At 55.4% G+C, this 26,062-nt stretch carries 21 protein-coding genes; 13 read left to right on the forward strand and 8 right to left on the reverse strand.

What is annotated here, in order from left to right; genetic code table 11:
• Positions 1 to 109 precede the first annotated feature (109 nt).
• Positions 110 to 487, reverse strand: a complete 378-nt coding sequence (locus tag ACI0FJ_RS18455) for a response regulator (RefSeq protein ID WP_424305866.1) — start codon at positions 485 to 487, stop codon at positions 110 to 112.
• 197 nt (positions 488 to 684) lie between these two features.
• On the opposite strand from ACI0FJ_RS18455, the gene ACI0FJ_RS18460 reads away from it, so the two are divergent.
• On the forward strand, positions 685 to 1,167 hold the full coding sequence (locus ACI0FJ_RS18460) for a hypothetical protein (RefSeq protein WP_424305868.1): 483 nt from the start codon (positions 685 to 687) through the stop codon (positions 1,165 to 1,167).
• Positions 1,161 to 1,550 carry a hypothetical protein gene (locus ACI0FJ_RS18465; protein WP_424305870.1) on the forward strand — a complete coding sequence of 130 codons (390 nt, stop codon included), beginning with the start codon at positions 1,161 to 1,163 and terminating at the stop codon, positions 1,548 to 1,550. The genes ACI0FJ_RS18460 and ACI0FJ_RS18465 overlap by 7 nt, the downstream gene beginning before the upstream one ends.
• A gap of 83 nt (positions 1,551 to 1,633) precedes the next feature.
• Here ACI0FJ_RS18465 and ACI0FJ_RS18470 read toward each other — a convergent pair whose 3' ends face one another.
• The 3 genes from ACI0FJ_RS18470 to ACI0FJ_RS18480 all read right to left on the reverse strand — a co-directional run bounded on the left by ACI0FJ_RS18470 (position 1,634) and on the right by ACI0FJ_RS18480 (position 5,308).
• On the reverse strand, positions 1,634 to 3,475 hold the full coding sequence (locus tag ACI0FJ_RS18470; RefSeq protein ID WP_424305872.1) for a UbiD family decarboxylase: 1,842 nt from the start codon (positions 3,473 to 3,475) through the stop codon (positions 1,634 to 1,636).
• Positions 3,476 to 3,549: 74 nt separating this feature from the next.
• A complete protein-coding gene (locus tag ACI0FJ_RS18475) occupies positions 3,550 to 4,086 on the reverse strand; it encodes a hypothetical protein (RefSeq protein ID WP_424305874.1) in 537 nt (178 codons plus the stop codon).
• Between the two features lie 160 nt (positions 4,087 to 4,246).
• Entirely contained in the window at positions 4,247 to 5,308 is a 1,062-nt protein-coding gene (locus ACI0FJ_RS18480) for a tetratricopeptide repeat protein (protein ID WP_424305876.1), read from the reverse strand.
• Between the two features lie 192 nt (positions 5,309 to 5,500).
• Here ACI0FJ_RS18480 and ACI0FJ_RS18485 point away from each other — a divergent pair, with 192 nt between their 5' ends.
• On the forward strand, positions 5,501 to 6,769 hold the full coding sequence (locus tag ACI0FJ_RS18485) for a radical SAM protein (protein WP_424305878.1): 1,269 nt from the start codon (positions 5,501 to 5,503) through the stop codon (positions 6,767 to 6,769).
• 184 nt (positions 6,770 to 6,953) lie between these two features.
• Here the strand turns inward: ACI0FJ_RS18485 and purM are convergent, their stop codons facing one another.
• Positions 6,954 to 8,012: a phosphoribosylformylglycinamidine cyclo-ligase gene (purM, locus tag ACI0FJ_RS18490; RefSeq protein WP_424305880.1), complete on the reverse strand. Its 1,059-nt coding sequence runs from the start codon at positions 8,010 to 8,012 to the stop codon at positions 6,954 to 6,956.
• 239 nt (positions 8,013 to 8,251) lie between these two features.
• Between purM and ACI0FJ_RS18495 the strand changes: the two genes are divergently transcribed.
• The 4 genes from ACI0FJ_RS18495 to ACI0FJ_RS18510 all read left to right on the forward strand — a co-directional run bounded on the left by ACI0FJ_RS18495 (position 8,252) and on the right by ACI0FJ_RS18510 (position 11,139).
• A complete protein-coding gene (locus ACI0FJ_RS18495; RefSeq protein WP_424305882.1) occupies positions 8,252 to 8,608 on the forward strand; it encodes a hypothetical protein in 357 nt (118 codons plus the stop codon).
• A 13-nt stretch (positions 8,609 to 8,621) separates the two neighbouring features.
• Positions 8,622 to 9,632, forward strand: a complete 1,011-nt coding sequence (gene amrS / locus ACI0FJ_RS18500; protein ID WP_424305883.1) for an AmmeMemoRadiSam system radical SAM enzyme — start codon at positions 8,622 to 8,624, stop codon at positions 9,630 to 9,632.
• 65 nt (positions 9,633 to 9,697) lie between these two features.
• Entirely contained in the window at positions 9,698 to 10,261 is a 564-nt protein-coding gene (locus ACI0FJ_RS18505; protein ID WP_424305885.1) for a transposase, read from the forward strand.
• Between the two features lie 11 nt (positions 10,262 to 10,272).
• Entirely contained in the window at positions 10,273 to 11,139 is an 867-nt protein-coding gene (locus ACI0FJ_RS18510; protein WP_424306474.1) for an IS3 family transposase, read from the forward strand.
• A gap of 200 nt (positions 11,140 to 11,339) precedes the next feature.
• Here ACI0FJ_RS18510 and ACI0FJ_RS18515 read toward each other — a convergent pair whose 3' ends face one another.
• Positions 11,340 to 12,749: a glutamate decarboxylase gene (locus ACI0FJ_RS18515; protein ID WP_424305887.1), complete on the reverse strand. Its 1,410-nt coding sequence runs from the start codon at positions 12,747 to 12,749 to the stop codon at positions 11,340 to 11,342.
• A 378-nt stretch (positions 12,750 to 13,127) separates the two neighbouring features.
• Between ACI0FJ_RS18515 and ACI0FJ_RS18520 the strand changes: the two genes are divergently transcribed.
• The 3 genes from ACI0FJ_RS18520 (at position 13,128) to ACI0FJ_RS18530 (ending at position 16,398) form a co-directional block, all read left to right on the forward strand.
• A complete protein-coding gene (locus ACI0FJ_RS18520) occupies positions 13,128 to 13,598 on the forward strand; it encodes a hypothetical protein (RefSeq protein ID WP_424305889.1) in 471 nt (156 codons plus the stop codon).
• 259 nt (positions 13,599 to 13,857) lie between these two features.
• Complete coding sequence (locus tag ACI0FJ_RS18525; RefSeq protein WP_424305891.1) at positions 13,858 to 16,029, forward strand: SpoIIE family protein phosphatase; 2,172 nt, start codon at positions 13,858 to 13,860, stop codon at positions 16,027 to 16,029.
• Positions 16,030 to 16,089: 60 nt separating this feature from the next.
• A complete protein-coding gene (locus ACI0FJ_RS18530) occupies positions 16,090 to 16,398 on the forward strand; it encodes a zinc-ribbon domain-containing protein (RefSeq protein ID WP_424305893.1) in 309 nt (102 codons plus the stop codon).
• Between the two features lie 404 nt (positions 16,399 to 16,802).
• Here the strand turns inward: ACI0FJ_RS18530 and ACI0FJ_RS18535 are convergent, their stop codons facing one another.
• Positions 16,803 to 17,363 (reverse strand): YqiA/YcfP family alpha/beta fold hydrolase, encoded by a 561-nt coding sequence (locus ACI0FJ_RS18535; RefSeq protein WP_424305895.1) that lies wholly within the window; start codon positions 17,361 to 17,363, stop codon positions 16,803 to 16,805.
• Between the two features lie 188 nt (positions 17,364 to 17,551).
• Positions 17,552 to 20,752 (reverse strand): SNF2-related protein, encoded by a 3,201-nt coding sequence (locus ACI0FJ_RS18540; RefSeq protein WP_424305897.1) that lies wholly within the window; start codon positions 20,750 to 20,752, stop codon positions 17,552 to 17,554.
• Between the two features lie 216 nt (positions 20,753 to 20,968).
• Between ACI0FJ_RS18540 and ACI0FJ_RS18545 the strand changes: the two genes are divergently transcribed.
• From ACI0FJ_RS18545 to ACI0FJ_RS18555, 3 genes are all read left to right on the forward strand, one after another.
• Positions 20,969 to 22,654, forward strand: coding sequence for a peptide-binding protein (locus ACI0FJ_RS18545; RefSeq protein ID WP_424305899.1), 1,686 nt, complete (start codon positions 20,969 to 20,971; stop codon positions 22,652 to 22,654).
• A 215-nt stretch (positions 22,655 to 22,869) separates the two neighbouring features.
• Positions 22,870 to 25,026 (forward strand): RelA/SpoT family protein, encoded by a 2,157-nt coding sequence (locus ACI0FJ_RS18550; RefSeq protein WP_424305900.1) that lies wholly within the window; start codon positions 22,870 to 22,872, stop codon positions 25,024 to 25,026.
• Positions 25,027 to 25,253: 227 nt separating this feature from the next.
• Positions 25,254 to 25,844, forward strand: a complete 591-nt coding sequence (locus ACI0FJ_RS18555; protein WP_424305902.1) for a hypothetical protein — start codon at positions 25,254 to 25,256, stop codon at positions 25,842 to 25,844.
• The last annotated feature ends 218 nt before the right edge of the window (positions 25,845 to 26,062 follow it).

Here is a 26,062-nt window from a genome sequence, read left to right on the forward strand (position 1 = left end):
ATATACCTCATACGGTGAATCCATTGTAAACGATCAAGTCCCTGATGTAACTCTCCATAAAAATGCATGCGGCGAATGTGGAGAAAAAAAGGAAGAAAAAGCTTGGCCTCTAGGGTTTGAGATGCTCCTGAATTTTTTCGGCCAGGTGCTCCATCTCGTAGGGCTTGGACAGGTAGTCCGTCATGCCTGCGGCAAGAAATCGTTCCCGGTCGCCCTGCATTGCATAGGCGGTGAGGGCCAGGATGGGGACGGAGACATCTATCCCCGGCACTTCTCCTGCACGTATGGCCTGGGCGGCCTGCACACCGTCCATCCGCGGCATCTGCACGTCCATGAGAATGATGTCCACGGCATCGTTGTCTGCCAGTACTTTAAGCACCTCTTCGCCATTGGAAGCGCAAAGGACATTGTACCCGCTTTTTTCGAGAAATTGGCGGACAGCCATCTGATTGATTCGTTCGTCTTCTGCTACGAGTATGGTAGACAATGTTCTCTCCGAAAAATTATTGAGCAGATGATATCTTACGGCGTATCAATAAAAAATGTCCATACTTGATTTGGGCGCAGATTAAAAAAAAATGCGGTAGAGCCCGGGCTGGCCGTACAAGAAGACTTTAATTGCTGGCGTATTTTTTATATTTGCAAAGGGATCAGCTGACCGTAGATGCAGCTTGGAGGAAGATTATGATGGATATCAATGCGGCGGGGCAGACGGTAAAGGATTTTCAGGAACTTCTGAACAGAACCCCACCCGAAGCTGAACATATACGGATTTCCCCGGATGCATGGACCCTTACCGAGATAGTGGGGCACCTTGTGGACTCCGCATGCAACAATCATCAGCGTTTTGTTCGCCTGGGCCTTGGGGATCTGGAAAACTTCCCCGGCTACCAGGCCGAACAGTGGGTGCAGACGCAAAACTACGATGCATGCGACTTTGGAGCGCTCGCCCTGCTTTGGGCCAGCTACAATGCATTGTTGCTCCATGTCGCCGCGTCCGTCCCCCGGCAGGCCCTGGGCAACGTCTGGATAGATACCGAAAGCGAGTACACGCTGGAATATCTTATTGAAGATTATTACGTACATTTGCAGCTGCATACCGGCCATTATGCCGAACGGCTGGAACAAGTCCTGGCACAGGTTCATGGGGAGCGGAAAGTATGCTGAGTTTTACCGGGCGATACAAGGAACACACCGTGCGTCTGGACGCTCTGGCCGTGGGCAGGGACATCAACGTGGTTATTTCCGGGGGCGACGTGCCACATATAGGTGGGGTTGCCATGAGTGTGTACGGCCCCGACCTGCACCAGTCGGAACGGATGACGAGCACGGAACAGATGCTTTCCGTCCAGGGACACAAGGAGGCGGAGCTGGCAAAGGATGTGGCCCGGCAGCTGGCGCGCCGCTATTCCTGCACCGTGGCCGTTGCCTGCGGCATCCATGTGGATGGCGCAGCCCCTGAGGACATTGCCGGGATTTTGGAGGTAGTTCAGAGTTTGGTGGAAAAATTGAAAGACTCCCGGTCTGGACGGGATTTTGGCGGTTATTAGTTGAATGTTTTTTTGAGCAGGCTGTTTATTTCAACGCAATAAAAACGCCCCGTTCGGGGCGTTTTCTCGTTGTATGAAGAGGGCTAGATAATGCCGTGCAAGGGCCCGCCCTTGATTGCCATCTGCTCCACGCGGGCCACGGCTTCGGGATCGGGTTCCAGCGGCGGGGCCTGGTGGGCTTTGAGCCGGGCGTCGATGATGACCGGGCCGGAGCAGCCCCAATGCTTGCAATGGGTGGAGGCGTTGCCCCCGTACACATCCGTGGCCGGATCGGAACGGGTGAAGGTTATCCACAAAAAGTTTTCCCAATTGGAAGCGGTAAAGCGGCTGTCGTCGGCCACAACCACCAGGGGCAGGCCGTCCATGCAGGACGATTCGCCCAGCTGCTTGGCCAGGGTCTGCAAGCGCCTGTCCGGCCGGTCCGGTCCTGACGTATGTTTCGGCCCCTGCACCACAAGGATGCCCGGCACAAACAGGTAGGGATCGGAAAATCCCTTGGGAAGCTCCAGCGCAGAAGGACGCGTTACAGCCAGATTGCGTTTCTTGTCTCCGGCAGCGGCCCAGATGAGCTTGGAGCCCTGGTTCAGTCCCGTGCCCGAGTAGTCCAGGGTATCCATGGTGGTGCGGGTGATGAAATGCAGGTCGCGTTCGGGATCGAAGCGTTCCAGCATGTGGCGGAAGAATCCGGACACATCGTGTGCTGACAGGGCCGGGCAGTCTTCGCGTGCACCGATAAACAGGTACTTTGTCAGCGAGGTCTGGGTGTTGCCCAACAGGCCCATGGCATTTGTCAGCAGCTCCTGCGGCTGGCGTTCCCTGGCATAGGGCACGTAGCGTTCGCTGCCCACTGCCAGCAGCAGGGGGTGCACCCCGGCCGCGTCCACGGCATGGACTTCGTGCACTCCGGAAAAGACCGTGGGCACCAGCTCGGCCGTCAGCTCGTGGATGAAATCGCCGAACGTGGTATCTTCCTGGGGCGGACGGCCAACCGTGGTGAACGGCCAGACAGCGCCGTCGCGGTGGTACACCGCGTCCACCTGCAGAACCGGAAAATCGTGCTGCAGGCTGTAATAGCCGAAGTGGTCGCCGAACGGTCCTTCGGGCAGCTCATTGCCGGGCAGCACATGGCCGCTGATGCAGAAGTCGGCCTGGGCCAGCATGGGCAGTTTGCCGGGCTGGTCGATCATCTCCATGCGGTGTCCTGCCAGCACCCCGGCAAAATAGAGTTCGGGGATGCCTTCGGGCAGGGGCATGACAGCGGCCAGAGTCATGGCCGGGGAACCGCCCACAAACACATTGACCCTGAGCGGCTCGTTGCGGGCCAGGGCCCTGGAATGATGGTCTCCGATGCCTCGGTGGATCTGGTAATGAAGTCCGGCTTCCTTGTCTTGGGCATAGCTGTTGCCGGATATCTGTACCCTGTACATGCCCAGGTTGGAGGCGGCGAATCCCGGCTTGTCCGGGTTTTCGCTGTAGACCAGGGGCAGGGTGATGAAGGCGCCTCCGTCGTTGGGCCAGCTTTCCAGCTGCGGAAGCTGGGAAAGGGTTGTGGTATTGGCCAGTACCGGCCCGGCCTTGACCCTGCGCGGCAGGGCATGCAGCAGAGCCAGAGGTGTGCCCGCGTATTTCCAGGGCGCCCTGAGCGCGCGCATGGGGTCGGCCTTGAGCGCCATGATGTTTTCCACGGCCCGCAGGGTGGAGCGAAAAATATAGCGGGTGCGCTGCATGGTGCCGAACAGGTTGGCGGCCATGGGAAAGGAGCATCCCTTGACGTTGGTGAACAGCAGGGCGGGGCCGCCCTTGCGGTAGGCGCGGCGCTGGATGATGCCCGCTTCCTGCCGGGAGTCCACCGGCGCGGTAATGCGCACGAGCTGGCCGGTCGCTTCGAGATCGGTAAGGCATTGGGAAAGATTGCGATAGATCATACGGTCTGAAGGTGTTTTGTCCCGGCCCGTGCCGGGTTATTGGACAGTGTCCCGTCGTGGAGCCGGGAGTTGTTTCAGTCTTTGACCCAGTATTTTTCGAAAACAACCGATGCTTCGGCTGTTTCGGAATGCACTCCGCGCCGCACCGTTACAAGTGCGCCAAGTTCGCCCAGGGGGAGAATGCCCGGCTTGCCGTCGTCCTGCACGTATTTTTCCGGATGCACGGGCCGTGCAAGGGTTTCGCCCGGATGCAGGGATACAGGGGCCAGTTCGTCGAACGTGCCCAGCGGGGCTTCGTCTTCAAACAGAAGAAGGCCGTCGAGACGGCCATCTCTGGTAAAAAAACTTTGCGAGCGGTCCACAAACAGCGGGCCGTCGGAAGTGTTCGTCACTTTGAGCAGCAGACTGCGGTAACAGTCGTTCTCCGCGTCGTAATCGTAGGGCAGGACCGACATGCTGAAATGGTCGGCCTGCGTTTCGGAGTAGTTTTTGCGGATGCCCCATTCCCAGTGGCCGTTTTCCCTGACTGAGCAGCCCGAAAAGAGCAGCAGGCCCAATAAGCCAGTCAATACGGCGGCCAACACACAGGTACGTAGCAGAAGACGTTTCATCACGACTCCCGTTGCAAAAAGGGGTTATAGAACGCTCTTGGAGAGTACGGTGTACAGCGGGTCTTGGCAAGCGGGGGGAGGAAAAACCAGTCTCCTGCGGTCGGGAAGGGCCGGCTGGAAAATTTCCGGCTGCAATGGGGCAGGCTGCCCAAAGGAACATTCAGCTCAGGGAAAGTATTTGCGCCAGGCTTCGTGTGTCCTGGCTGATGGGGGTAATGAAGCGGCCACCCAAAACATTTTCGCCCAGCCAGACCACTTCGGCTTCCTGGGCACTGAAAATATTGGCGAGTTTTCCTGGCAATCCTTCCAGGGTGAATTTTTTTCCCGTTTCTATGGGGCGGACGCCTTGGGAACTGAATTGGACAAGCAGCCCGTTGCAGCTGATGTTTTGCAGCTGCGTGGAGGCCATGAATTTATCGAACTTGGCTGCCATGGATATGCCGGGCAGTTCCAGACGGGGTTCGTTGCGTCTTTCATGGCCTTTTTTGCTTTTGCTCAAGGCGGCGGTTCTGGGCGGCTTGGGGATAAAGTCGGCACCGGTCAGATATTTGTACATCTTGCGGGCCGGAACAAGCCCCGGATTGATGGTCAGGGCCCGAGCCAGACAGCGCACGGCCTTGTCTTCCTCGTTTTTGGCCTGGAGAACCCGGGCCATGTTGAACAGCAGGTGGTCGTCCTGGGGATTGAGCTCGTAAGCGCGCTTGTAGACGTCCAGAGCCATGTCCAGCTTGCCTGCCTTGCGCAGACTTATGGAGTCGCGGACGATTTCCTGGCGGTAGGTTTCCAGCATTTCCCCGGTGTCTTCGAGGTTATCCAGCAGGTAGCGGACCGTCTTGTATTTGGCAGAAGCCGAGCCCTGGCTTCCATAGGTGCCTGCGGCTACCAATGCCTTGTAAACGGTCTTTTCATCTTCTTCAAAAAGGTCGGTGCTTATAAAGCCCTGGGTTTTGCTTACTTTGCGGCGCAGCGACTGGAGTACGGGATAGATGTTCCGGCGATAGTTCAGCGCGTCCACTTTGTAGCTGCTCTGGAACGTGCTCCGCGGAATGGTTTGAAGGATACTGGAGGGCAGGTTGTTTTCCATGAGCGGTTGGGCCACATACTGGCCGGTCCCGTCGTCGATGACAAACCAGGCAATTTGTCGCGAAGTTTCCTTGGAGGTGGTTCCAGCTCCGATCCGTTCTGTTTTATCGCTGCGGAAGACTCCGAGAATTCTTTTCATAAGACCGCTGAACCGTAGGTTTTTCCCAAAAAAAGGGGAGAATTTCTATTCTGAACCATCAATATAAATGGACCATTGTCAACGTACATTATAATTTATTGTAAATCTAGCCGGCTTGGGGGAGGGGGCCGCGTTCCCAGTTGCCAAAGCCGTCTGTTTGTGCTCCAAAGTGCCTGCCGCAAAGGAGGCCGCATGCCCGCAAAAAAACGTACCAAGCCACAGCCGCGTCTGCTTATGGCTGGCGAGGATGGACAACTTTACGACCATCCCGAACTTCTTATGGTCTGCCGCAAGGGCCGGGAACTGGCCCTGCCGCGACCGGACGAGCTTATCCCCCTGCCGGAGGAGAGCGAACTTTTTCTTTTGGAAGGCCGCAACGCATTGGGGCTGAACCCGGAAACGGGTGAGCTGGAAGTTATGGACGATGCGGCTGTTGCCGCATTTATCGCCCCGGGGCATACGGTTTGCGGCACCAGCGCCTACCAGACCGGCGAGGACGCCGAAACCCTGCCCCTGTTCGCGTATTCTGCCGTGGGATATGCCGAAGATACTTTTTGGGTCTGCGCCCAGAAGGTGGACCAGGACCGGAGGCAGGTCTTTTCCAACATAGATCCCAAACGCATCCAGAAAGGTGCGACCCAATGGATGAAGCGCTTCCCGGACAACCGTCTGGTACGCCATCTGGCAGGGTGCGCCCTGACTTACGGCTGCCCGGCGGCCAAGAACATGGCCCTTGGGCGGTTTGAATGTCCCCTGCCCACGGCCAGGGCCTGCAACGCGGCCTGCGTGGGCTGCATTTCTCTGCAGCCGGACGAGTCGCCGTTTCCCTCCACCCAGGAGCGGATTGCCTTTGCCCCGAAGGCCTCGGAAATTTCCGAGATAATGCTGGCACACGGCGGCAAGGCGAAAAATCCCATCTATTCGTTCGGCCAGGGCTGCGAGGGTGAACCGCTTACCGAGGCCGAGGTCATTGCCGAATCCATTGCCGCATTCCGCGCCCAGGGTGGACTCGGTACGGTCAACATCAATACCAACGCCAGCCTGCCCAAGACCATGAAGCCGCTGGCCGAGGCCGGACTGAACTCGATCCGCTGCAGCCTCAACTCGGCCCGGGCCGAATCTTACAACCGGTACTACCGGCCCCGAAGCTACGAATTCGGAGACGTGGTGCAGACCATTGAGCAGGCCAAGGAGCACGGGATTTTTGTTTCGCTGAACCTGCTGTTCTTTCCCGGCTTTACGGATACGGAAGCGGAAACCGAGGCCTTGGGCGATCTGGTCGAGAACTGCCACGTGGACTTCATCCAGCTTCGCAACCTGAACCTGGACCCGGAACTGTACCTGAATCTTATGGAAGACGTGGAAACAGGGCCGGTCATGGGACTGACCAACTTTAAAAAGCGGCTGAAACGGCGGGCTCCCTGGCTCAAGTTCGGCTACTTCAATCCCTCTTTGGATTAGTCGTCGAGGTCCCGAGAGAAATCACGTCGTTTCTTACGAAATAAGAAAGGGCACTCCGAATGGAGTGCCCTTGTTTTTTATGAAATTCAATCCGACAGACTGCTTAGAAAGGTGAGCCACAAAAAGGTTTGAAACCTTCGAAGCAACCCCGTTATCGTGCCTTTATCAGCAACCTCTGAACGGTTCAGCAGGATTCGGCAAAATTAACCACAACCTGCTCTTCACCTTCGTTGAGGTGCTGAATATCGCCGATTTCCCAGGCCTGGTGCCCCATGGCCTCCAAACGCTGCATCACGTCCTGTGCGGTCTTTTCCGAGACGATGACAACGTAACCGATGCCGCAGTTGAAGATCTGCAGCATTTCCGGCCAGCCCATGTTGCCCTGCTTTTTCAACCACTCGAATACCGCAGTTTTGGGCCAGGAATTGAAGTTGATGTGCGCGGCAACGTTTTTGGGCAGAATGCGCGGAATGTTGTCGTAGAATCCGCCGCCGGTTACGTGGACCATGCCCTTTATTTCAAAGTCACGAAGCACGTTGGTGATGGCCTTGGAGTAGATGATCGTGGGGGCAAGCAATGCGTCGGCCACGGTTTTGTCCGATCCAGGAAGCGTATCGTCGGGCTGCAGACCGGATTCGTCCAGCAGCTTGCGGATAAGCGAATATCCGTTGGAGTGCGGACCGCTGGAAGCAATGCCGATGACCTTGTCGCCCATGGCGGTGGCTGAGCCGTCCACAATGGCGTTGTTATCCACTATGCCCACGCAGAAGCCGGAAAGGTCGTATTCGCCGTCGGGGTAGAACCCGGGCATTTCAGCTGTTTCCCCGCCCAGCAGGGCGCATTGGCTCTGACGGCAGCCTTCGGCCACCCCGGCCACGACTGCTTTGGCGACATCTCCGTCCAGCTTGCCGGTTGCGAAGTAGTCCAGGAAAAACAGAGGCTTCGCACCTTGGACCAGAACGTCGTTGACGCTCATGGCAACCAAGTCGATACCGACCGTATCGTGGCGGTTCAAGGCAAAGGCAAGCTTCAGCTTGGTGCCGACACCGTCCGCACCGGCTACCAGCACAGGCTCTTCAATGCCTTGCAGATCCATCTTAAAGAGACCGCCAAAACCGCCGATATCGGTTACGACACCTTTGGTGTAGGTCGATTTGACAATGTCACGTATGTTCTTGACAAACGCATTGCCTGCTTCAATATCTACACCAGCTTTCTTATACGCCGAGGCGCGATCGGACATTACCCCATTCTCCCGTAATTAACGTTGCTTCTCATCCGTGTCGCATCCGGAGTTTGTCGGACCGGGACAAACCGGTCCCAAATATTCTAAAGTGGCCGTAGCCACCGCCGCCGGGAGCGGCAAGAACGAAAAAACATGTGTGCGGGCGATAACGCGAAAGTACGACACAATTGTTTCGCAACCCGCCTGCACCTAGAAGTATATATTTGGTCCCTTCCTCGAACTCAAGGAGAATTCTCATGGAACAGGCCAAAATAGTTTTCAATTCCCCTTCCAAACAGCACTGCGCTCTGTTCCGTACAGGCTTTGCACTGGCCGCGCTGCTGGTGGCTGTTTCGGTTCTTTGGGGCTGGCTTTGGATGGCAAATCCGGCGCAGGCCGCGTACAAGCCCAACAAAGACACGGCCAAAGACAGACAGGACCAGACCATTTCCGTGGGAAGCGGCAGAATCGAAATTCAGAATCCCTCGGGAAAGGGTGCGAAACGTCAGGACAATGTGATTCGCGTTAAACCGAAAGAAAAAAATTGTACCGATCCCGGCTTCAACGGCACCATCGAAGTGAAGCCTATCATCCCATGGCCGAAACCGAACTGATCCGGAGCCACCAATGCGTCAGGCGCTTTTATGGAACAAACTGGATAATGGCAAGGTGCAATGCCGTCTGTGTGCCCACGCATGCATCATCGGCCCCGGTCAGGCGGGGCAGTGCGGAGTGCGCGAAAACCACGACGGCACTCTTGTTTCCATGGTCTACGGCAAGTTGGCTGCAGCCAACCTGGACCCCATAGAAAAGAAACCCCTGTATCATTTTCTGCCCCAAAGCACCGCCTTTTCCATAGGCACCGTGGGATGCAACATGGGCTGCAGGTTTTGCCAGAACTACACCATGTCGCAGCGTCCCCGGCAGGGGCAACCCGTCACCGGGCAGGAAGTCGAACCAAAGGATATCGTCGGTGCGGCGCTCGATGCCGGCGCCGCCAGCATTGCCTATACCTATTCCGAGCCAACCGTGTTTTTCGAAATGGTCCGCGATACGGCCATGCTTGCTGTTAAAAAAAATCTCAAGAACGTTCTTGTTTCCAACGGATTTATGAGCACGGAGTGTCTGGACGAGCTGGCACCCTATATCCACGCCGCCAATATCGACCTCAAGGCCTTTCGGAACGACTTCTACAAAGTGCAGTGCTCCGCGCGCCTCGACCCGGTGCTGCGCAACCTCAAGCATATCAAATCACTGGGCTGGTGGCTCGAAGTCACAACCCTGGTCATCCCCGGCCTCAATGATTCCACCGAGGAGCTTACCGAGCTGGCGTCCTTTATTGCCACGGAGCTTTCGTCGGATACGCCCTGGCATGTTTCCCGTTTTCATCCCACCTTTTACATGGTGGATCGTGACCCCACTCCCGTGCAGACCCTGGAAAAGGCCGAGCGCATCGGAAAAGAGGCCGGGCTGCGCCATATCTACGTGGGCAATGTCCACGGCCATGCCTCCAACTCCACTTTTTGTCCTTCCTGCGGAAATGTGTGCATTGAACGCAGCGGTTTCAGGGTATTGAGCAATACGCTGGAGGACAGTAAGTGTGTGGAGTGTGGGGAGGTTATTCCAGGCGAGTGGTAATGGCCTGATAGCTTCGTTGCTGCAAAAAAAATCAAATCCTCGCGTATGGAAGAATACGCGTCGTCATGATTTTTTTCTTGCGCCTTGCTCTCAAACCATTACCACTCGCCTGGGATTATGTCAGTAATGGCTCGATAGCTTCGTTGCATCAAACAATCCGCCCCCTCGCGTATAAAAGAATACGCGTCGTCATGAATTTTTTTTGCGCCTTGTTCTCAAACCATTGGCGACTGATTGAAGGGATATGGCTGTTGTTAGGAAAAGCTTTTGAAGAAAGAGTGAAGTGCCCTATAGATGACGGACACGAACCGAGAGGTTACTGTTCGCTCCAACAGGAGAGCATAGTGGCACGTATGAGATATTCAAAAGATTTCAAGTTGTCAGCGGCAAAGCTTGTTGTCGAACAAGGGTATTCCTTTTCTGAGGTTGCACAGCAGCTTGGCTGTAGCGGCTGGTCAGTTCGTGATTGGGTTAGAAAGTATCGTGCAAGTGGCGAACTTTCTCCCAGAGAGGAAAGCACGTCAGCTGCCAGCGATTATGCCAAGCTGAGGGACGAGAATGCCCGCCTGCGCATGGAGAATGAAATTCTAAAAAAGGCAGCGGCGTACTTTGCAAAAGAGTCCCTGTAAAGTACGCGTGGATCGCAAAGCAAAGGGGACATTACCCGACGAAGGTTCTTTGCAAAGTTCTGTCCGTCAGCAGAAGCGGCTATTATGCGTGGGCAAGGCGAAAGCCCGGTAGACTGGCGTTGAAGCGGCAGCTGGTCCTTGCCGCAGCACAGAAGTCGTATCACGCCAGTAGGGGAATTTACGGCTATCGCAAGGTGCATATGGACGTCGTGGAGCAGGTTGGGTTTTGGTGTTGCCCGGAGACAGTGCGGCGGGTGCTGGCGGCTGCTGGACTGCAGTCCAAGTTGAAGCGAAAACATCGTTATCCCTGTCAAACTGGACCGAATCCGCCTGTGGCTGAAAACCATCTTTCACGACAGTTTTTAGCCTCGGCACCGAATCAGAAATGGGCGTCGGACATTACGTATATTCCGACACGAGAAGGCTGGCTGTATCTTGCTGTTACTCTGGACATGTTCTCCAGACGCGTGGTGGGTTGGGCAATGTCGGAACGCGTGGACTCACATCTCGCCTGCAAGGCTCTGACAATGGCCGTTAAATCCAGATCCCCCAAAGCGGGATTGCTCCATCACAGCGACCAAGGCTGTCAATACACCAGCGAACTGTATAGAAAAGCCCTGAGTCAAAATGGAATGGTTTGTAGCATGAGCCGCAGGGGAAACTGCTGGGACAATGCCGTTGCAGAAACGTTTTTCAGCAAGCTGAAAAGGGAATGGGTAAATTGGAGCAGGTACCAGACCCGCTCCGAAGCCAAACTGGATATCTTCATGTTCCTGGAAGGATTTTATAACAGGAAACGGCGGCATGCCGGAATCGGTTATAAAAGCCCGGTGGAATATGAAAACATCCACCAGGCTAAAAGTAACGTAGCGGACTAACCTCTCAGAGAATGTCCATTTTTTATATGGCACTTCAGAGGGGCAGGGGGGAAGAGTCTTTCAGTTGTCCATAATAAACTGAAGGGACCTGACTGAAATAATAAAAGTTTTTGGAAAAGGAGGGGGTATGGGGGAGGAAATAACCTTTTTTCAAAAAGGTTTTTCCTCCCCCATCTTTCTTCGTTTATTCGGCTACCAACCTAGCAGGGCTTGTTCACCTTGCCGGTGGTTTCGGGTTGTGTTGCCTGGTGTCCGGGCTGGTTGGCGAAGTGGTCCAGTGCGCGTTGCATGTCCTGCATAAGCAGGTCGGCCATATCGCGTGAGAATCCTTCCTTTACCACGATGCGCAGCACGGCCACGTCTTCGCAATCTTCGGGAAAGGTGTAGGCGGGCACGAGCCAGCCTCGGTGGCGCAGCATTTCCGATATATCGAAGACCGAGAAGTTGGATTCCTTACCGGGCTTGATGCGGAAGGCGAGCACGGGGATGTCGTTGCCGCGCGAGAGGCATTCGAACGGGCCGTTGGCTTCGAGCTGGTCGGCCAGATACAGGGCGATGTCCTGGCAGTTTTTTTGGATCTTGTAGTAGCCTTTCCGGCCCAGGCGCAGGAAGTTGTAGTACTGGGCCAGAATCTGGTTGCCGGGGCGGGAGAAGTTGATGGCAAAGGTGGGCATGTCTCCGCCCAGATAGTTGACCTTGAAGATGAGGTCTTCGGGCAGTTCTTCCCAGTCGCGCCAGATTATCCAGCCCACGCCGGGGTAGACCAGACCGTACTTGTGGCCGGAAACATTGATGGATTTGACCCACTTGAGGCGGAAATCCCATTCCAGATCGGGCTGCAGAAAGGGGGCGATAAAGCCGCCGCTGGCCGCGTCCACGTGCAGGGGCACGTCGTGGCCTGTACGTGCGTTGTAGGCTTCCAGAGCGTCATTCATTTCCTTGATGGGCTCGTACTGGCCGGTGAAGGTGGTGCCGAGGATGCCGACCACGCCGATGGTGTTTTCATCGCAATGGGCAATGGCCTCGTCGGGTTCCAGAAACCACTTGCCCGGCTTCATGGGCACGAGGCGCGGTTCCACATCCCAATAGCGGCAGAATTTTTCCCAGCACACCTGCACGTTGATGCCCATGACCATGTTGGGCTTGTCTGTGGGTTTGCCCTTGGCCTGCATGCGTTCGCGCCATTTCCATTTAAGGGCCATGCCGCCCAGCATGCAGGCTTCGCTGGAGCCGGTGGTGGAGCAGCCGCAGGCTTCGCCGGTCTGGGGGGAGTGGTAGAGATCGGCAAGCATGTTCACGCAACGCATCTCGATTTCAGCAGTCTGCGGATATTCATCCTTGTCGATCATGTTTTTATCAAAGGTTTCGGTCATGAGCTGGCGGGCTTCGGGTTCCATCCAGGTCGTGACAAATGTTGCCAGGTTCAGGCGCGAGTTGCCGTCCAGCATGACTTCGTCGTGGACGATGTTGTACGCCTGCCTGGGGCTTATTTCATTTGCTGGCATTTTGTAGCGGGGGATGGGAGAGTCCATTTCCCGGGAACCGTATGTGGGGTCGAGGGTTTGTTCCTGCTCCGGAAGTTCATCGTGCTTTTTTACTTTATGCAGCATTTTGTCCCGCCTCCTGATTGCCGTATAGGTTGTGTTTACTGAGAGCCATGGTTCTGTCGGGCCGGGAACGTCGTTCCCGGGTATTGTGAACGGATGGAAAAATTATTCCTTGGATCAATAGAACGGAAAGCCGGGGACGCGTCAATGGCCTGGAGAAAAAATGGTCGTCCCTGGCAGAATTCTTTTTTGGGATGAATACTCTCATCATGTGTATTTGGCGTGATGATTCCGGGTATTGTGCTGGCTGGAAATAACGCGGGGCCGGGGATGTATCATTGAGGAAATATGGGGCCTGCCATTATAATTCCGGGCTGCTGGTTGGCAGATGGGAGCGGACGGTATATTGAACGGGGAACTACAACGCAAAGGGAGCGGGGTATGAAGAAAATTTTGATGTTCACGGCGGTGTTGATGGTGTTGTGCGTCGGGCTGGCTCAGGCCGGAGACAAGAAGGAGTACAAGGGATGGGAACGCGGCAGTACGTTCGATGCCTTGTACAATCCCGGGGAATACAAGACATACAAGGGCAATGTTGAACAGTTTTTCAAGATTACTCCCGTACCCGGCATGGCCGAGGGGCTGGGCATGCGCCTGAAACTTGACGACGGCAGCCAGGTGGACGTCATTGTCGCGCCGTTTGCCTATGTTGATTTTCTGCCCCGGATTTTCCAACCGGGCGAGCGCACCAAGGTGAAGGGCTGCTGGGTGGAAGTTGACGGCCGTCGTTGGTTTGCCGCCTCCAAGGTGCGGCTGCGGGAAATGTTCGAGGTCAAACTGCGGGGAACCAGTTCCGGCATTCCGTATTGGGACATGACCCCGGAAGAGTTGGGAAAAGCCGAGACATATTAAAGGCCGATCTTTTGGGAATTTCCCCGAAAGTTGTGTTCCAAAGCGTGCGACGGCTGGTTGGCGATGAAGCGGCTGTTGCAGAAACTCTGCGTATCCGGCGTTTTTGGCGTAAAACAGGTACTTCCCCTTAATCTGCAATTTGTATTGCTTCAACGTGTGAGCGACCTGGCGAAGCGGACATTGCCGTGGGGCCGGATGCTGTCTGTTTCCTGGCAGGAAAGGCTTGCCATGCAGTGTTGATTTGCGCAGAGTCTCTTTTATGAAATTTCGTTGGAAACTCCTTTTTCTCCTTTTGGTTCTTTCCCTTGGGCCGATGTTCGTCCTCCATCAAGGAGGGGTAAAAAGCCTCAAGGGGCTGACAACCAAAATAATCGGCGAGATCCGAAATTCGCTGACCAGCAACGCCGAGGCGCGGCTGGCGCTTTACGTTACAGACACTGCCGCTCTTCTGGGGACGCGGGGGGACGTGCTGGAGGTGGGCATGTATTTTCTCACCCATGCCGCAACCGGCATGATCGAGGCCGGTGAGATTCCCGGATTGACCGGACCGCCGCCTACAGTGGGGGATTTCCGGGAAGACAGGGTGAATATTCCCTTGCAGAAACACCCGGACTACTACCGTACTCGTCCCAGCGGCAGAAGGGTGGATTTGGATATTTCGTTCGCTGCGCCTTCCATACGCTTTGCCCAAGGAATGTCGAAGCAGCAGCGGGAGCGTGTGGCGCTTGAGGCGTCGCGGATTCAGCCGTTGTTTTTCCAGGTGCAGGATGCGACCAAGTCGGGAGTGTTGTGGACACAGATAACCCTGCCCAACGGAACCCTGTTTACCTATCCGGGCACGGGCGCCTTTCCGGACGATTACGACCCCCGCACCACGGAATGGTACAAATCTTTGCTCGAAAACGACCGGGAATGGTCGATGCCCTTTTATGATCCGGCCACGCGGCGGCCGGTGCTGGCATTTTCCAAACGTATCCTTTCCAGTTCCGGCAAACTTTTGGGCGTGGCCACGTTTGTTTTGTCGCTGGATACGATGATTGCCAAAAACAGCGCCGACAATTCCGAGCTGGTGCCGGATGCCAACTTTTATCTTGTTTATGCGGACCGGGAACGACTGCGTGTTACAGGGCAGTGGGCATTGCGTATTTTGTCCGGGCGGGAGTTCAGCGACAGCCGGGCCAAAAACTGGCGTAGCCCACTGGCTCCCGAGTGGCTGGAAAGCAGCGACAGAAGAACCTTTTATTCGTTGGTCGAAAGTGTGCTGAGCAACGAAAGCAAGACCTTTCGCATGCCCTATCGGAACAAAGACAGCCTGTGGGTGGTGGGGCATTTGCGGGATAATGGGACTGTCGCCCTCATCGGCATTGTGCCGTTCGAGCACATTTTGAAGCCGGCCATGGCTGCCGAAGAGTGGATACACCAAACCGTGGACAGCCAGTTCAGCTTGATGCGCTATACCTTTATGGTGGTTATTCTTCTGGTGCTGGGCGCGGCGTTTCTTTTTTCGCGTAGCGTTACCCGGCCCTTGGAAGCGCTCGGCTGCGGTGCCCGCAAGCTGGCCAAGGGAGATTTTTCAGTACGCCTGAAAGCGAGTTCCAGGGATGAATTCGGGGAGATGGGGCGCATGTTCAATGCGGTCGTTCCCCAGCTTGAGGAGAACGTCCGGGTCCGCCAGACCATGCAGCTTGCCCGGGAGGTGCAGCAGAATTTGCTGCCTGATGCACCGCCGTCAATCCCAGGGGTGGATATTGCCGCATCCAGCATCTATTCCGATGCCACGGGCGGAGATTATTTCGATTACCTGTGTTTTCACGACCGTTGCGGGCAACGGGTCAGCATTCTGGTGGGGGATGTTTCCGGCCATGGTGTGCCTGCGGCCCTGCTTATGACCACTGCGCGCGCCCTCATCCGGCAGCGTGCGGCTCTTCCCGGCGAGATCGACGCCATTGTCACCGACGTGAACCACGAGCTGACCAAGGACGTCTACAAGACCGGTCGTTTTATGACCCTGTTCTACCTCGATGTGGATGTGGCCGCTTCCACTGCCAATTGGGTAAGGGCGGGACACGACCCCATACCCGTATATAATCCGGCTACGGATTCCTTTCGGGAGCTGAATGGCTCCGGGCTTCCACTGGGGGTTTTGGAAGACTTTGTCTACGAGCGGTATACAACAACTTTGCAGCCGGGCGAAATAGTGGCTATCGGAACGGACGGCATCTGGGAATCCCGCAACAATCGGGATGAGATGTTTGGAAAGGCCCGTTTTCGGGAAGTTATCCGCACATACCACGACGCGCCTGCCAAGGTTATTGTAGCCAAGGTTATAGAAAAGGTGCGGGAGTTTACCGGCAGGCATGGGTTTGAGGATGACGTTACCCTGGCCGTACTCAAGATTGATCTGCCTTTTGACTTGGGGGAACAGGGATGACGGACGCACTAGGTATGACTATTTTTTGCTCCAAAGAGTCTGGCAAGGCATTGCTCAGCCATGATCTGTAATAAATGCGGCTCGGAAAACCCGGACGACGAGCGCTTTTGCGTGCGTTGCGGGCACAAACTCCAATCCTCCCGGCGTGAAGACGAAAGCACCCGGTCCGATTCTCATTGGGACCGAATGCCCGACCTGCATCTGGAACCCAGGTTTCCCAAGGAAACCCTGAGCAAGTTCATAGAGGCCTGGGTGTACATTTTGCTGCTGGGCGGGGCTACCGGCGTTGCCGTATGGAAAGGGGTGTACTGGCCCCTGTACGCCATTATTCCTTTGGTGGCGTTAATTGCATGGTTACGCAAGGTTTGAGGGTATAGGCGGCTGAAAAAGGCGCGATAACGGCGTTGCAGCGGAAAATTCAAGTCGCTTGTGTACGTAAAGAGTACACGTCGCGATTGAATTCTCCTTGCGCCTTGTTCTCACACCTTTTTGAGCCGCCTGCGGGGAGTGGCTGTTAAACCAATAGGGCTGTTCTGTCAGGGGAGGCTGTTGCTGAAAAAAGCGCGATAGCAGCGTTACAGCGGAAAATTCAAGTCGCTTGTGTACGTAAAGAGTACACGTCGCGATTGAATTCTCCTCGCGAGAACCGAGTTTTTTGGTTCTCACACCTTTTTGAGCCGCCTGTGGGGAGTGGCTGTTAAGGCAATGCGGTTGTTCTGTCAGGGGAGTCAGTCGTTGAGTATGGCTTACTCGTAGCCTTGTTTCGGAACGTTTTACATCCCGAGTATTTCCTGAGCATAAGGGCGGAAACTGCTGATGCGATGGCCGCCCTTGATATCCACTACCTTGGAATGTCCCTTCCAATACTCCAACGCAACCAAAGGGTCCAAGAGCTCGTCATCGTGGGCGATATAAACCACCCTTGGTATCTGTAGTCCCCTGGTATCAGGAGCGTCTGCGTAGCTTGCAAGCGTTGGTTTCGTAAAAATATACTCTTCATCCGTTGTAAAATTTTTATTTTTTCCCAAAAATTGGGCGAGCTGATCGCAAGGATGAACAACAGGGTTGAACAAAGCACATCCGCATGCCTTTGGATATCCAATTGTAAACAGTAATTGATCCGCATAAAAGCCACCCAATGATGTGCCGATAAGAAAGACTTCTTCAAGATCTTTTACTTGCAAGGCAAGCTGATCAAGATTCTCCTTGAATGTATTTTGCGATTTGTAATCCAATCTATGAATAGGTAGCTGAAGTGCTTCTTCCAATCTTTGTGCGCTTGTACTTTGGCAAGAAGAGTTGAATCCGTGAACATAAACGTAAGTACGAGACATGATGGCTCCAATGCGTAATGTAATGTGAATAAAGATAAATATGTAAAATGATTGTATCTGTAAATACGGCAAATATCAGCACAGATATTTTACACTGAGCATGGTTTTTTCTCCTCGCAGTAGAAAAAAAAAACTCCCCCGGACCAATCGTCCGGGGGAGTTTTTTTTCATGGAGAGGCCGGGGCCGTTTAAATCTCGAACAGCATTTCCAGGTCTTCCCTGGTGAGGGACTTCCAGGAATCCTGTCCGGGGATGATGGACTCGGCAATGCCGCGCTTTTGGTCCTGCAGCTTGAGGATTTTTTCTTCCACCGTGTTCTGGCAGATCATCTTGTAGGAGAAGACCTGTCTGGTCTGGCCGATGCGGTGCGTACGGTCGGTGGCCTGGTTTTCCACGGCCGGGTTCCACCACGGATCGTAGTGGATGACGTAGTCCGCACTGGTCAGGTTCAGGCCGGTACCGCCCGCCTTCAGCGAAATGAGGAAGATGGGGATGTCCGGGTTGGCGTTGAACTGTTCCACCTGCTCGAAGCGGTCCTTGCTGGTGCCGTCCAGGTAGCAGAACGGAATCTTGTCTATCTGCAGCCAGCTGCGGATGATGTGCAGCATCTGCACGAACTGGGAGAAGACCAGAACCTTGTGGCCTTCGGCAATGACCTCGGTAACCAGGTCCTTGAAAGCGTCGAACTTGCCCGAAGGCAGGTTGGTGGTCAGGCCGGGCATGTCCAGTTTCAGCAGGCGCGGGTGGCAGCAGATCTGGCGCAGTTTGAGCAGTGCGTCCAGAATGGACATCTGGGACTTGGCAAGGCCCTTTTCGTCCACTTTTGCCAGCACCTGGTCGCGCAGTTTTTTGGCAATGGCCGAGTACAGTTCCATCTGCTCTTCCGCAAGGTCGCAGTAGTGGGTGGTTTCCACCTTGGGTGGAAGGTCCTTGGCAACTTCGGCCTTGGTACGGCGCAGGATGAACGGTTTGACCCGATTGCGCAGGTAGTTGAGGGTGTCCTCGTCGCCATCCTTGATGGGCTTGATGATGCCGCGCTGGAAAGCGTGCTGCGAACCGAGGAAGCCGGGCATGAGAAACTCGAACAGGCTCCACAGCTCGAACAGGTTGTTTTCTATGGGCGTACCCGACAGGCAGATGCGCAGCTTGGAATTGAGTTTGCGCACAGAACGTGCCGTTATGGTGTTCGGGTTCTTGATGTTCTGGGCTTCGTCCAGAATAACCGCCCCGAATTCGTACTTGAGCAGTTCGTCCAGGTCGCGGCGCAGCAGGGCGTAGGTGGTCAGGACAAGGTCGGAATCCGTTATCTTCTTGAACATGCCCTCGCGCTTGGTTCCGTAAATCACCAGCTGGCGCATGTCGGGCACAAATTTCTGTGCTTCTCGTTCCCAGTTGGGCAGGACCGAGGTGGGCACAACGATGAGGCTGGGCGCGCCACTGGTCTTGTACTTGAGAAACTGTAGAAACGAGAGGGTCTGGATGGTTTTACCAAGGCCCATTTCATCGGCCAGGATGCCGCCGAATCCATACTGGCGCAGAAAGTTCATAAAGCTCATGCCCTGTTCCTGGTAGGGACGCAGGGTGGCCTGAAGCTGTTCCACGGGATGGATGGGGTCTATCTGGCGGAAATTGTGGATCTTGTCGCGCAGCGAGTTCCAGAACGAGTCGGTGTGCAGCTCGTCGATGTCCTCGACCAGCTTGTCCAGCACCGGAGCCTCGAACTGCTTGAAGGTCTTCTGCGGCGGCTTTTCCGGGTCGTAGCCCAGGGCGCGGAGCTTTTCGGACAGTTTTTCCAGCCACGATTCGGGCAGGCTTGTGTAGGAGCCGTCCTTGAGCTGGACGTAACGTTTGCCCTGTGTCCAGGCCTTCCAGATCTTTTCGATGGGAACCTTCTGTCCCTCGTACTCCACGGTAAGTTCAAAGTTGAACCACTTTTCGTCTTCTTTGGACTCGATTTCCGCCGTAACCACGGGCTGGGAAAGCCGGACCTTGTAGCGGGTGAGGTTCTTTTCACCGTAGACCCGGTAGATTTTGACCAGCTCCGGGTAGAAGTCGAGCAGGAAGGTGATGGCTTCCTCGGGCTCCAGGAACCAGTTGGCATTGTTGCGCGGCTGGAAGTTCATGTCCTGAAGCTTGTTCATCAGGTCGGCTTCGGCCTGCTGGTCCCGCCGTATCAGGTACGACTTGTTGTCGTACTGGTAGCTTCCGGTCTGGAAGTCCGGGTTGGGGCCGTTGAGCAGCACCTCGGTGTGTTCCGTGGTGTAGACGTTTTGGATCTGCAGGGTCAGCAGGCTTCCTTCTTCGTCCAGATACAGCTTGGGGCTGTACGTGGCCGGGGCGAAGATGGGGGCCATGCGTTCCAGAAATTCTTCCTGCCCGTACAGATCGCTGGACGGCAGTTGGGTCCAGACGCGGTCCAGAAATTCGGAGATATCGTCGTGCGGGACCAGGGGGTCCTTTTCCACCAGCTCTTTGATGAGCGAGGCGTCCAGGCCCGTCTGTACCGGGTAGAATGTCCCTTTCCACAATACCCACAAGGGCATCTGGCCGTAGAAAAAGACTTCCTGGCCAAGGATGGAGAAGGGAGGCTTGCCTTCGGCGCCGAGCATGAGGTCGAAGGAGAGGCCGTCTTCCGAGAGCGTGGGCGTGAGCTGCAGACGCATGGTTTTGCGTTCGATGCGCACGGGCTGCTCGGTATCCTCAAAGAAAAGGTAGTATTCGTTCTGGATGGTCCACAGGAACCAGGTAAGCAGGCCCGGTGGCAGTTCCACACGGTGGCCCATGTAGTCCTGATACTCGCCCACCTGTTGGGCGACCTCGGGCAGATTCGGGCAGCCTTCGCTCCATTCGGGATTCTCCACCAGCTGCTGCAGCGTAATTTCGTTCTGCACCTGGGAAAGGCCCGACTTGTTCTGCCGCGCACGGAAAAAGGCCACCTGCAATCTGCCCGGTTCCGGGTGAAAGCGGTAGATGATGTAGTGGCGTCCGGCTTCTGGTTCCTGGTCTGATGAAAAGAAGGAACGGAAGGATTGCCTCCATTCCCCACGCACCTGCGGCGGCTCCTGGTCGTCTCCGTCTTTGAGGGAGGCTAGAAGCTTAAGCCCCGCGGCCCCGATATGACGGCAGGTGCCGGAAAAGGAATCCTGACAGTTGCAGAAGCAGTTGACGCTGCCGTCACCCAGGTTGACACTCAGTTCCGAAGTGTAGTTTTGGAAGTCCTCGCCATGTATCTGGGCATCTATGTCCCAGAAGTTTTCCCGACGGTTCAGGCTGATCTTGGTGACGCCGCCATTGTCGAGAATGGACTTGGATCCTTCCAATATATAATCCGGAATGGAATCGTTGAGAAAGCCGGAAAGGATTTCGGCAACCCTTGATTCATCGGACATGTAGCTCTCCTGAAAAAACTTGGGATCTTGTCTCTGCGCCCACGCGGGCTATTTTTTGACGTATCTTAAAAAAAAGACCCCAATAAGCAATGATCTTCATTGTTTAATGAAAAGTAAACATTGAATCAAGTATGACTTGGCTTTTTACGCACTCTGTCCCATAATTTTTGCGGAAAGAGGTCATAATCGCTTTGTGTAACCTGAAGGCGTTGGTAGATGAAACAATCTGGTTCAGTCATCTTTTTTCTCCTGGTCCTTACTGGAATGCTCTTTGTACTGTCCTCCTGCGATGGAGGAAATAACAGGCAGGCCGAGGATCGGGACGTTGGGCAAACAGCGAATGGGACGGATACAGTCCGTGAACCGAAAGGCCCCCCCGTGCCTGGAGGACGCTTTGTGGAGCCTCTGCTGGGCGACGCGAGCAACCTGATTTCCATGCTCAGTTCGGACTCGTCTTCATCGGAGATTGCCGACAAAATATTTGTGGCACCGCTCAAGTATAACAGAAATATTGAGCTGGTGCCATGGGCTGCTGAATCTTTTCAGGTTCTGGATGGGGGCAAGCTGTTGCGCTTCAAGCTGCGCAAAGATATCCGCTGGACCGACGGTAAACCGTTTACGGCCCGGGATGTTGAATTTACTTATAAAATGATGATCGACCCCAAAACTCCAACCCCTTATAGCGGGGATTATCTTGCAGTCAAGGAATTTCGAAGAACTGGCGACTACTCTTTCGATGTAATTTACGACAAGGTTTATGCCCGCGCATTGGTTACCTGGGCTCTGGACGTCTATCCGGAACACCTGCTCAAGGGCGAGGACCTCACGAAAACGACGTTCGGCCGCCATCCCGTGGGTGCCGGAGCCTATAAGCTGGAAAGCTGGGAAGCCGGCAGCAAGCTGGTTCTTACGGCCAATGATGATTATTTCAAAGGCAGGCCGTATATTGACCAGATCGTCTACAGCATCATTCCGGATCTGGGCACGCAGTTTCTGGAACTCAAGTCGGGCAACATCGACACCATGTCGCTGACGCCCAAGCAGCGGCTGTTTCAGACCAAGGGGCCGGAGTGGGAAAAGAACTTCAATAAGTTCAAGTATCTTTCCTTTGGGTATACGTTTCTTGGGTACAATCTTACGCGCCCCATGTTTCAGGACAAGCGGGTGCGCCAGGCCCTCACCATGGCCATCGACAAGCAGGAAATAGTAAAAGGTGTACTCTTCGGTCTGGGCATGCCTGCCATGGGGCCGTACAAGCCGGGAACCTGGGCTGCCAACGACAAACTCACTCCCTACGGCTATCATCCGGAAAAGGCGCGTGAACTGTTGCGCCAGGCAGGCTGGACCGATTCGGACGGAGACGGGGTGCTGGACAAGGACGGCAAGCCGTTTGCCTTTACCATTCTGACCAACCAGGGCAATGAGCAACGCATCAAAAGCGCCACTATTATTCAGCAGCGGCTCAAGGATGTGGGCATTCAGGTGAATATCCGCACCGTGGAGTGGGCCGCGTTCATCAAGGAATTTGTGAACAAGGGGCGGTTCGATGCGGTTTTGCTGGCATGGGCCATCACCCAGGACCCGGACAACTACATTGTTTGGCATTCATCCAAGGTGCCGCCCAAGGGGTTGAACTTCATCCATTACACCAATGCCGAATTGGACGACCTGCTGGTGCGCGCACGGCAGACGCTGGACCAGGAAAAACGCAGGAAATTGTATTTTCGGGCCCAGGAAATTCTCCATGAGGAACAGCCCTATACATTTCTGTACGTTGCCTATGCCTTGCCCATTGTACAGGCGCGGGTAAAAAATATACACGAAGCACCTGCAGGTATTGCGTACAACCAGAATCGCTGGTGGATACCAAAGTCGTTGCAGAGGTTCCACCTCGTGCCGTAGGATAGAGGTCGGAAGACACCGCGTGCGTTCGGGGGGGCGGGTTCGGCTGGATAAGCGAACCCACGGGCGCAGGGGAAGGTGCCTTCCGCCTTGTGCCGAAGTTTCCCCATTGTTCAGATAGTGCCCCCTTTTTTTTTGGTTTGGCAAGAGAAGAACGAACCGCGAACGGATGTGTCGTCCGGCCGCAACCACATACAAGATCGGCGTCAGTCAATATGATTCGAATTACCCAGATACTCGACAAAGTCAGCGAATACATGCCCAATGTGGATCTTTCGCTGTTGCAGCAGGCGCACATATTTGCGGCCACCGCGCATGAAGGGCAGGTTCGCCTGTCCGGTGAGCCCTATCTTTCCCATCCTCTTTCCGTGGCCATGATTCTGGCCGACATGCACTGGGATTTGGAAACCATCGCGGCCGGCCTTCTGCACGATACGGTGGAGGATACCAGCGCAACCATCGAGGACATCCGCGAGTCTTTCGGCGAAGGCGTCTCGCATATCGTGGACGGCGTGACCAAGATAAGCAAGATGGACTTTGCCACGCGCGAGGATGCCCAGGCCGAGAGCATCCGCAAGATGATCGTTGCCATGTCCAAGGATATCCGCGTGTTGTCCCTCAAGCTGGCCGACCGTCTGCACAACATGCGCACCCTCGAGTACATGAAGCCGCACCGCCGGCTGGCCATTGCCCGCGAAACCCTGGATATCTACGCACCGTTGGCAAACCGTCTGGGTCTGTACCGCATCAAGGTGGAGCTGGAGGACTTGTGCCTCAAGTATCTGCACCCGGAAGCCTACGGACAGTTGGAAGAAGGGGTGCGTCAGCACCAGACGTCCAGCGAGGAGTATGTCTCGCTGGTGGTGGGGATGCTGGAGGAGATGCTCAAGGAAAACAACGTGGAAGGGCGTGTCAACGGACGCACCAAACACTACATGAGCATCTACAACAAGATGCGGGAGCAAAAACTCACCTTTGACGAGATTTACGACCTCATCGCCTTCCGCATTATCGTCAAGAGCGTGCGTGACTGTTACGCGGTGTTTGGTTTTGTGCACGCCAAATGGCATCCGGTGCCGGGGCGCATCAAAGACTACATCTCCATGCCCAAGGAGAACATGTACGCCAGCCTGCACACCACTGTCGTCGGTCCCGGAGGGGAGCGCATCGAGGTGCAGATTCGCACCGAGGAGATGCACCGTCTGGCCGAGTTCGGTGTGGCCGCCCACTGGCTGTACAAGGAAGGCCAGGCCGGGATGAAGGCCAAGGACGCGGCCAAGTTCACCTGGCTGCGCGAAATTGTGGACTGGCAAAAGGAAACCACGGACTCGCAGGAATTTCTCTCCAGCCTCCGCTACGACCTGTTCAGCGACGAGCTGTACGTGTTCACGCCCAGCGGCGACATCAAGGAGCTGCCCAAGGACGCCACGCCCGTGGACTTTGCCTACCAGATCCACACCCAGGTGGGCGACCACTGCAAGGGGGCCAAGGTCAACGGCAAGCTCGCCCAGCTGGATACCAAGCTCAAGAACGGCGACAGCGTGGAAATCATCACCTCGCCTTCGCGCTATCCCAGCCGGGACTGGCTCAAGTTCGTCAAAACGGGCAAGGCCATCTCCCGCATCAAACATTTCATCCGTACCGAGGAGCGCGAGCGCAGCATTGCCCTGGCCAGGGAAATGCTGGAAAAGGAAGGCCGCAAGATGGGGGTGAATTTCGTCCGTGCCCTCAACGACGGCAGGCTGGAAACCCTTGCCGAGGAATTTTCCTTTTCGTCGGTGGACGAACTGCTCTCCGCCGTCGGCTACACGCGCATTACGCCGCGCAAGGTGCTCAACAGGCTGCTGCCCAAGGCAGAGGAAGAAGCCACGGTGGAGCCGGAAACCGAACCGGTACGCGAGGAGCCGACCCGTACTGCCACGGACGGTGTGGTCATAGACGGGGTGGACAACGTGCTGGTGAGCTATGCCCAGTGCTGCAACCCGCTGCCCGGCGAACCCATCGTGGGGCACATCAGCCCTACCAAGGGCGTGCGCGTGCACACGGCAGAATGTCCCAACGTGCGCAATCTGGAACCGGAACGGATCATCAACATTTCCTGGCGGGTGAAGAGCGACCATACCTATCCGGGCAAGATTCTCATCAAGGCCAAGGATGCGCCCGGTGTGCTCGGGCGTCTTGGCATGCTCATTTCCGAACAGGGAGCCAACATCGACGCCGGTTCCTTCAAATCCCAGGAAGACGGCACCACGCGGTACGACTTTACGGTGATGGTGCGCGACCTGCCCCATTTGCTGGAGGTCATGGGCGTGTTGAGCCGGGAAAAGGAAGTGCTGGACGTAAGCCGTCCCAATGCGTCCAGGAGCGGATGAGCAGAGAGGGTATTTGTTCTTTGCGGCTGCCTTTTCCGATTGTAGCGGTATGATTCCGTTCGGAAGGGGAGAGAGCCAACAGCCTGTAGTGAAAGACTTTTTTGGGAAAATGTTTTTTTGTTATTTCGGGTTGTTTTTTTAGATTCCGGAGAGCAGAATATTTAACCGACTATTCTTTTGGATATTGGTTATACATTACTGTTTCCCGATCCCCGGAGTTTAAGCGCATGCACGAGATACAAGCCGTCAACGAACATTACCTCAACCTGCGCGTGAGGCGCCGTTCCACCTCCTATTTTGATGAATTCCTGCGTCTGGAATGTTCGCGGGACCTCCTGAAGTACAAACTCTACCCCAAGGCCAAGGAAGTTACCGAGTCCTTTGCCGCATTCCATGCCGTCCGCAACCATCTGTTTCCGGATTCCATGCACGATCCGAACATCACCATGGTTGCCGTGGGGGATGGGTATACCCCGCGTACTGCCGCCACCTTCGCGTATCGCAGCAAATGGCTGTGCCATTCGGTGGACCCTGTCATGGACACGCGCGAGTTCGACATCGACCGTCTGGTGGTGCACAGAAAACGCATAGAGGACGTGCGCATCCAGGGGGACATTGTCGTGGTGGTCTGCGTGCATGCCCATGTGGAACCGGAGGTCATTGCCGAGTCCATCGAAGCCCGCGAACGCCATTGGGTGGTCATTCCCTGTTGCGACCACGACCACGATACCCTGATGGGGCAGGCTCCGTATTGTGAATATGATGATTTCGCCATCTGGAGTCCCAAGCATCGGGTCCAGGTCTGGAAGAATATCTAGGCCGCAGTTGTAAATTGGTGCGCCCGGCAGGTTCGCTCAAGACGCGTGCCGGATCTGCGTGTATGAGGATGTTCCGCTTTGGTGCCAACATACTCTGTACGCGGGAGAATTTATGGTCTTCTTCCGGCCATAGCAAATGGCTGGAGAGTTATTGTGGGCCGTCAATTCGCAGCAAGGGAAGGCTGATCGGCCTTGCCGCAGAAGCCGGGGCAAATTTT

The sequence above is a fragment of the Desulfovibrio sp. 7SRBS1 genome (genome assembly GCF_049723905.1).
GTDB lineage: Bacteria > Desulfobacterota > Desulfovibrionia > Desulfovibrionales > Desulfovibrionaceae.

Excerpts from the sequence above, each read along its gene's own strand:
- ACI0FJ_RS18555 (WP_424305902.1), top strand. The coding sequence starts at position 25,254 with ATGCACGAGATACAAGCCGTCAACGAACATTACCTCAACCTGCGCGTG.
- ACI0FJ_RS18485 (WP_424305878.1), top strand. The coding sequence starts at position 5,501 with ATGCCCGCAAAAAAACGTACCAAGCCACAGCCGCGTCTGCTTATGGCT.
- ACI0FJ_RS18460 (WP_424305868.1), top strand. The coding sequence starts at position 685 with ATGATGGATATCAATGCGGCGGGGCAGACGGTAAAGGATTTTCAGGAA.
- ACI0FJ_RS18530 (WP_424305893.1), top strand. The coding sequence starts at position 16,090 with ATGATCTGTAATAAATGCGGCTCGGAAAACCCGGACGACGAGCGCTTT.
- ACI0FJ_RS18480 (WP_424305876.1), bottom strand. The coding sequence starts at position 5,308 with ATGAAAAGAATTCTCGGAGTCTTCCGCAGCGATAAAACAGAACGGATC.
- ACI0FJ_RS18520 (WP_424305889.1), top strand. The coding sequence starts at position 13,128 with ATGAAGAAAATTTTGATGTTCACGGCGGTGTTGATGGTGTTGTGCGTC.
- ACI0FJ_RS18475 (WP_424305874.1), bottom strand. The coding sequence starts at position 4,086 with ATGAAACGTCTTCTGCTACGTACCTGTGTGTTGGCCGCCGTATTGACT.
- ACI0FJ_RS18495 (WP_424305882.1), top strand. The coding sequence starts at position 8,252 with ATGGAACAGGCCAAAATAGTTTTCAATTCCCCTTCCAAACAGCACTGC.
- ACI0FJ_RS18535 (WP_424305895.1), bottom strand. The coding sequence starts at position 17,363 with ATGTCTCGTACTTACGTTTATGTTCACGGATTCAACTCTTCTTGCCAA.
- ACI0FJ_RS18465 (WP_424305870.1), top strand. The coding sequence starts at position 1,161 with ATGCTGAGTTTTACCGGGCGATACAAGGAACACACCGTGCGTCTGGAC.
- ACI0FJ_RS18505 (WP_424305885.1), top strand. The coding sequence starts at position 9,698 with ATGATTTTTTTCTTGCGCCTTGCTCTCAAACCATTACCACTCGCCTGG.
- ACI0FJ_RS18540 (WP_424305897.1), bottom strand. The coding sequence starts at position 20,752 with ATGTCCGATGAATCAAGGGTTGCCGAAATCCTTTCCGGCTTTCTCAAC.
- purM (WP_424305880.1), bottom strand. The coding sequence starts at position 8,012 with ATGTCCGATCGCGCCTCGGCGTATAAGAAAGCTGGTGTAGATATTGAA.
- ACI0FJ_RS18525 (WP_424305891.1), top strand. The coding sequence starts at position 13,858 with ATGAAATTTCGTTGGAAACTCCTTTTTCTCCTTTTGGTTCTTTCCCTT.
- ACI0FJ_RS18550 (WP_424305900.1), top strand. The coding sequence starts at position 22,870 with ATGATTCGAATTACCCAGATACTCGACAAAGTCAGCGAATACATGCCC.
- ACI0FJ_RS18515 (WP_424305887.1), bottom strand. The coding sequence starts at position 12,749 with ATGCTGCATAAAGTAAAAAAGCACGATGAACTTCCGGAGCAGGAACAA.
- amrS (WP_424305883.1), top strand. The coding sequence starts at position 8,622 with ATGCGTCAGGCGCTTTTATGGAACAAACTGGATAATGGCAAGGTGCAA.
- ACI0FJ_RS18545 (WP_424305899.1), top strand. The coding sequence starts at position 20,969 with ATGAAACAATCTGGTTCAGTCATCTTTTTTCTCCTGGTCCTTACTGGA.
- ACI0FJ_RS18470 (WP_424305872.1), bottom strand. The coding sequence starts at position 3,475 with ATGATCTATCGCAATCTTTCCCAATGCCTTACCGATCTCGAAGCGACC.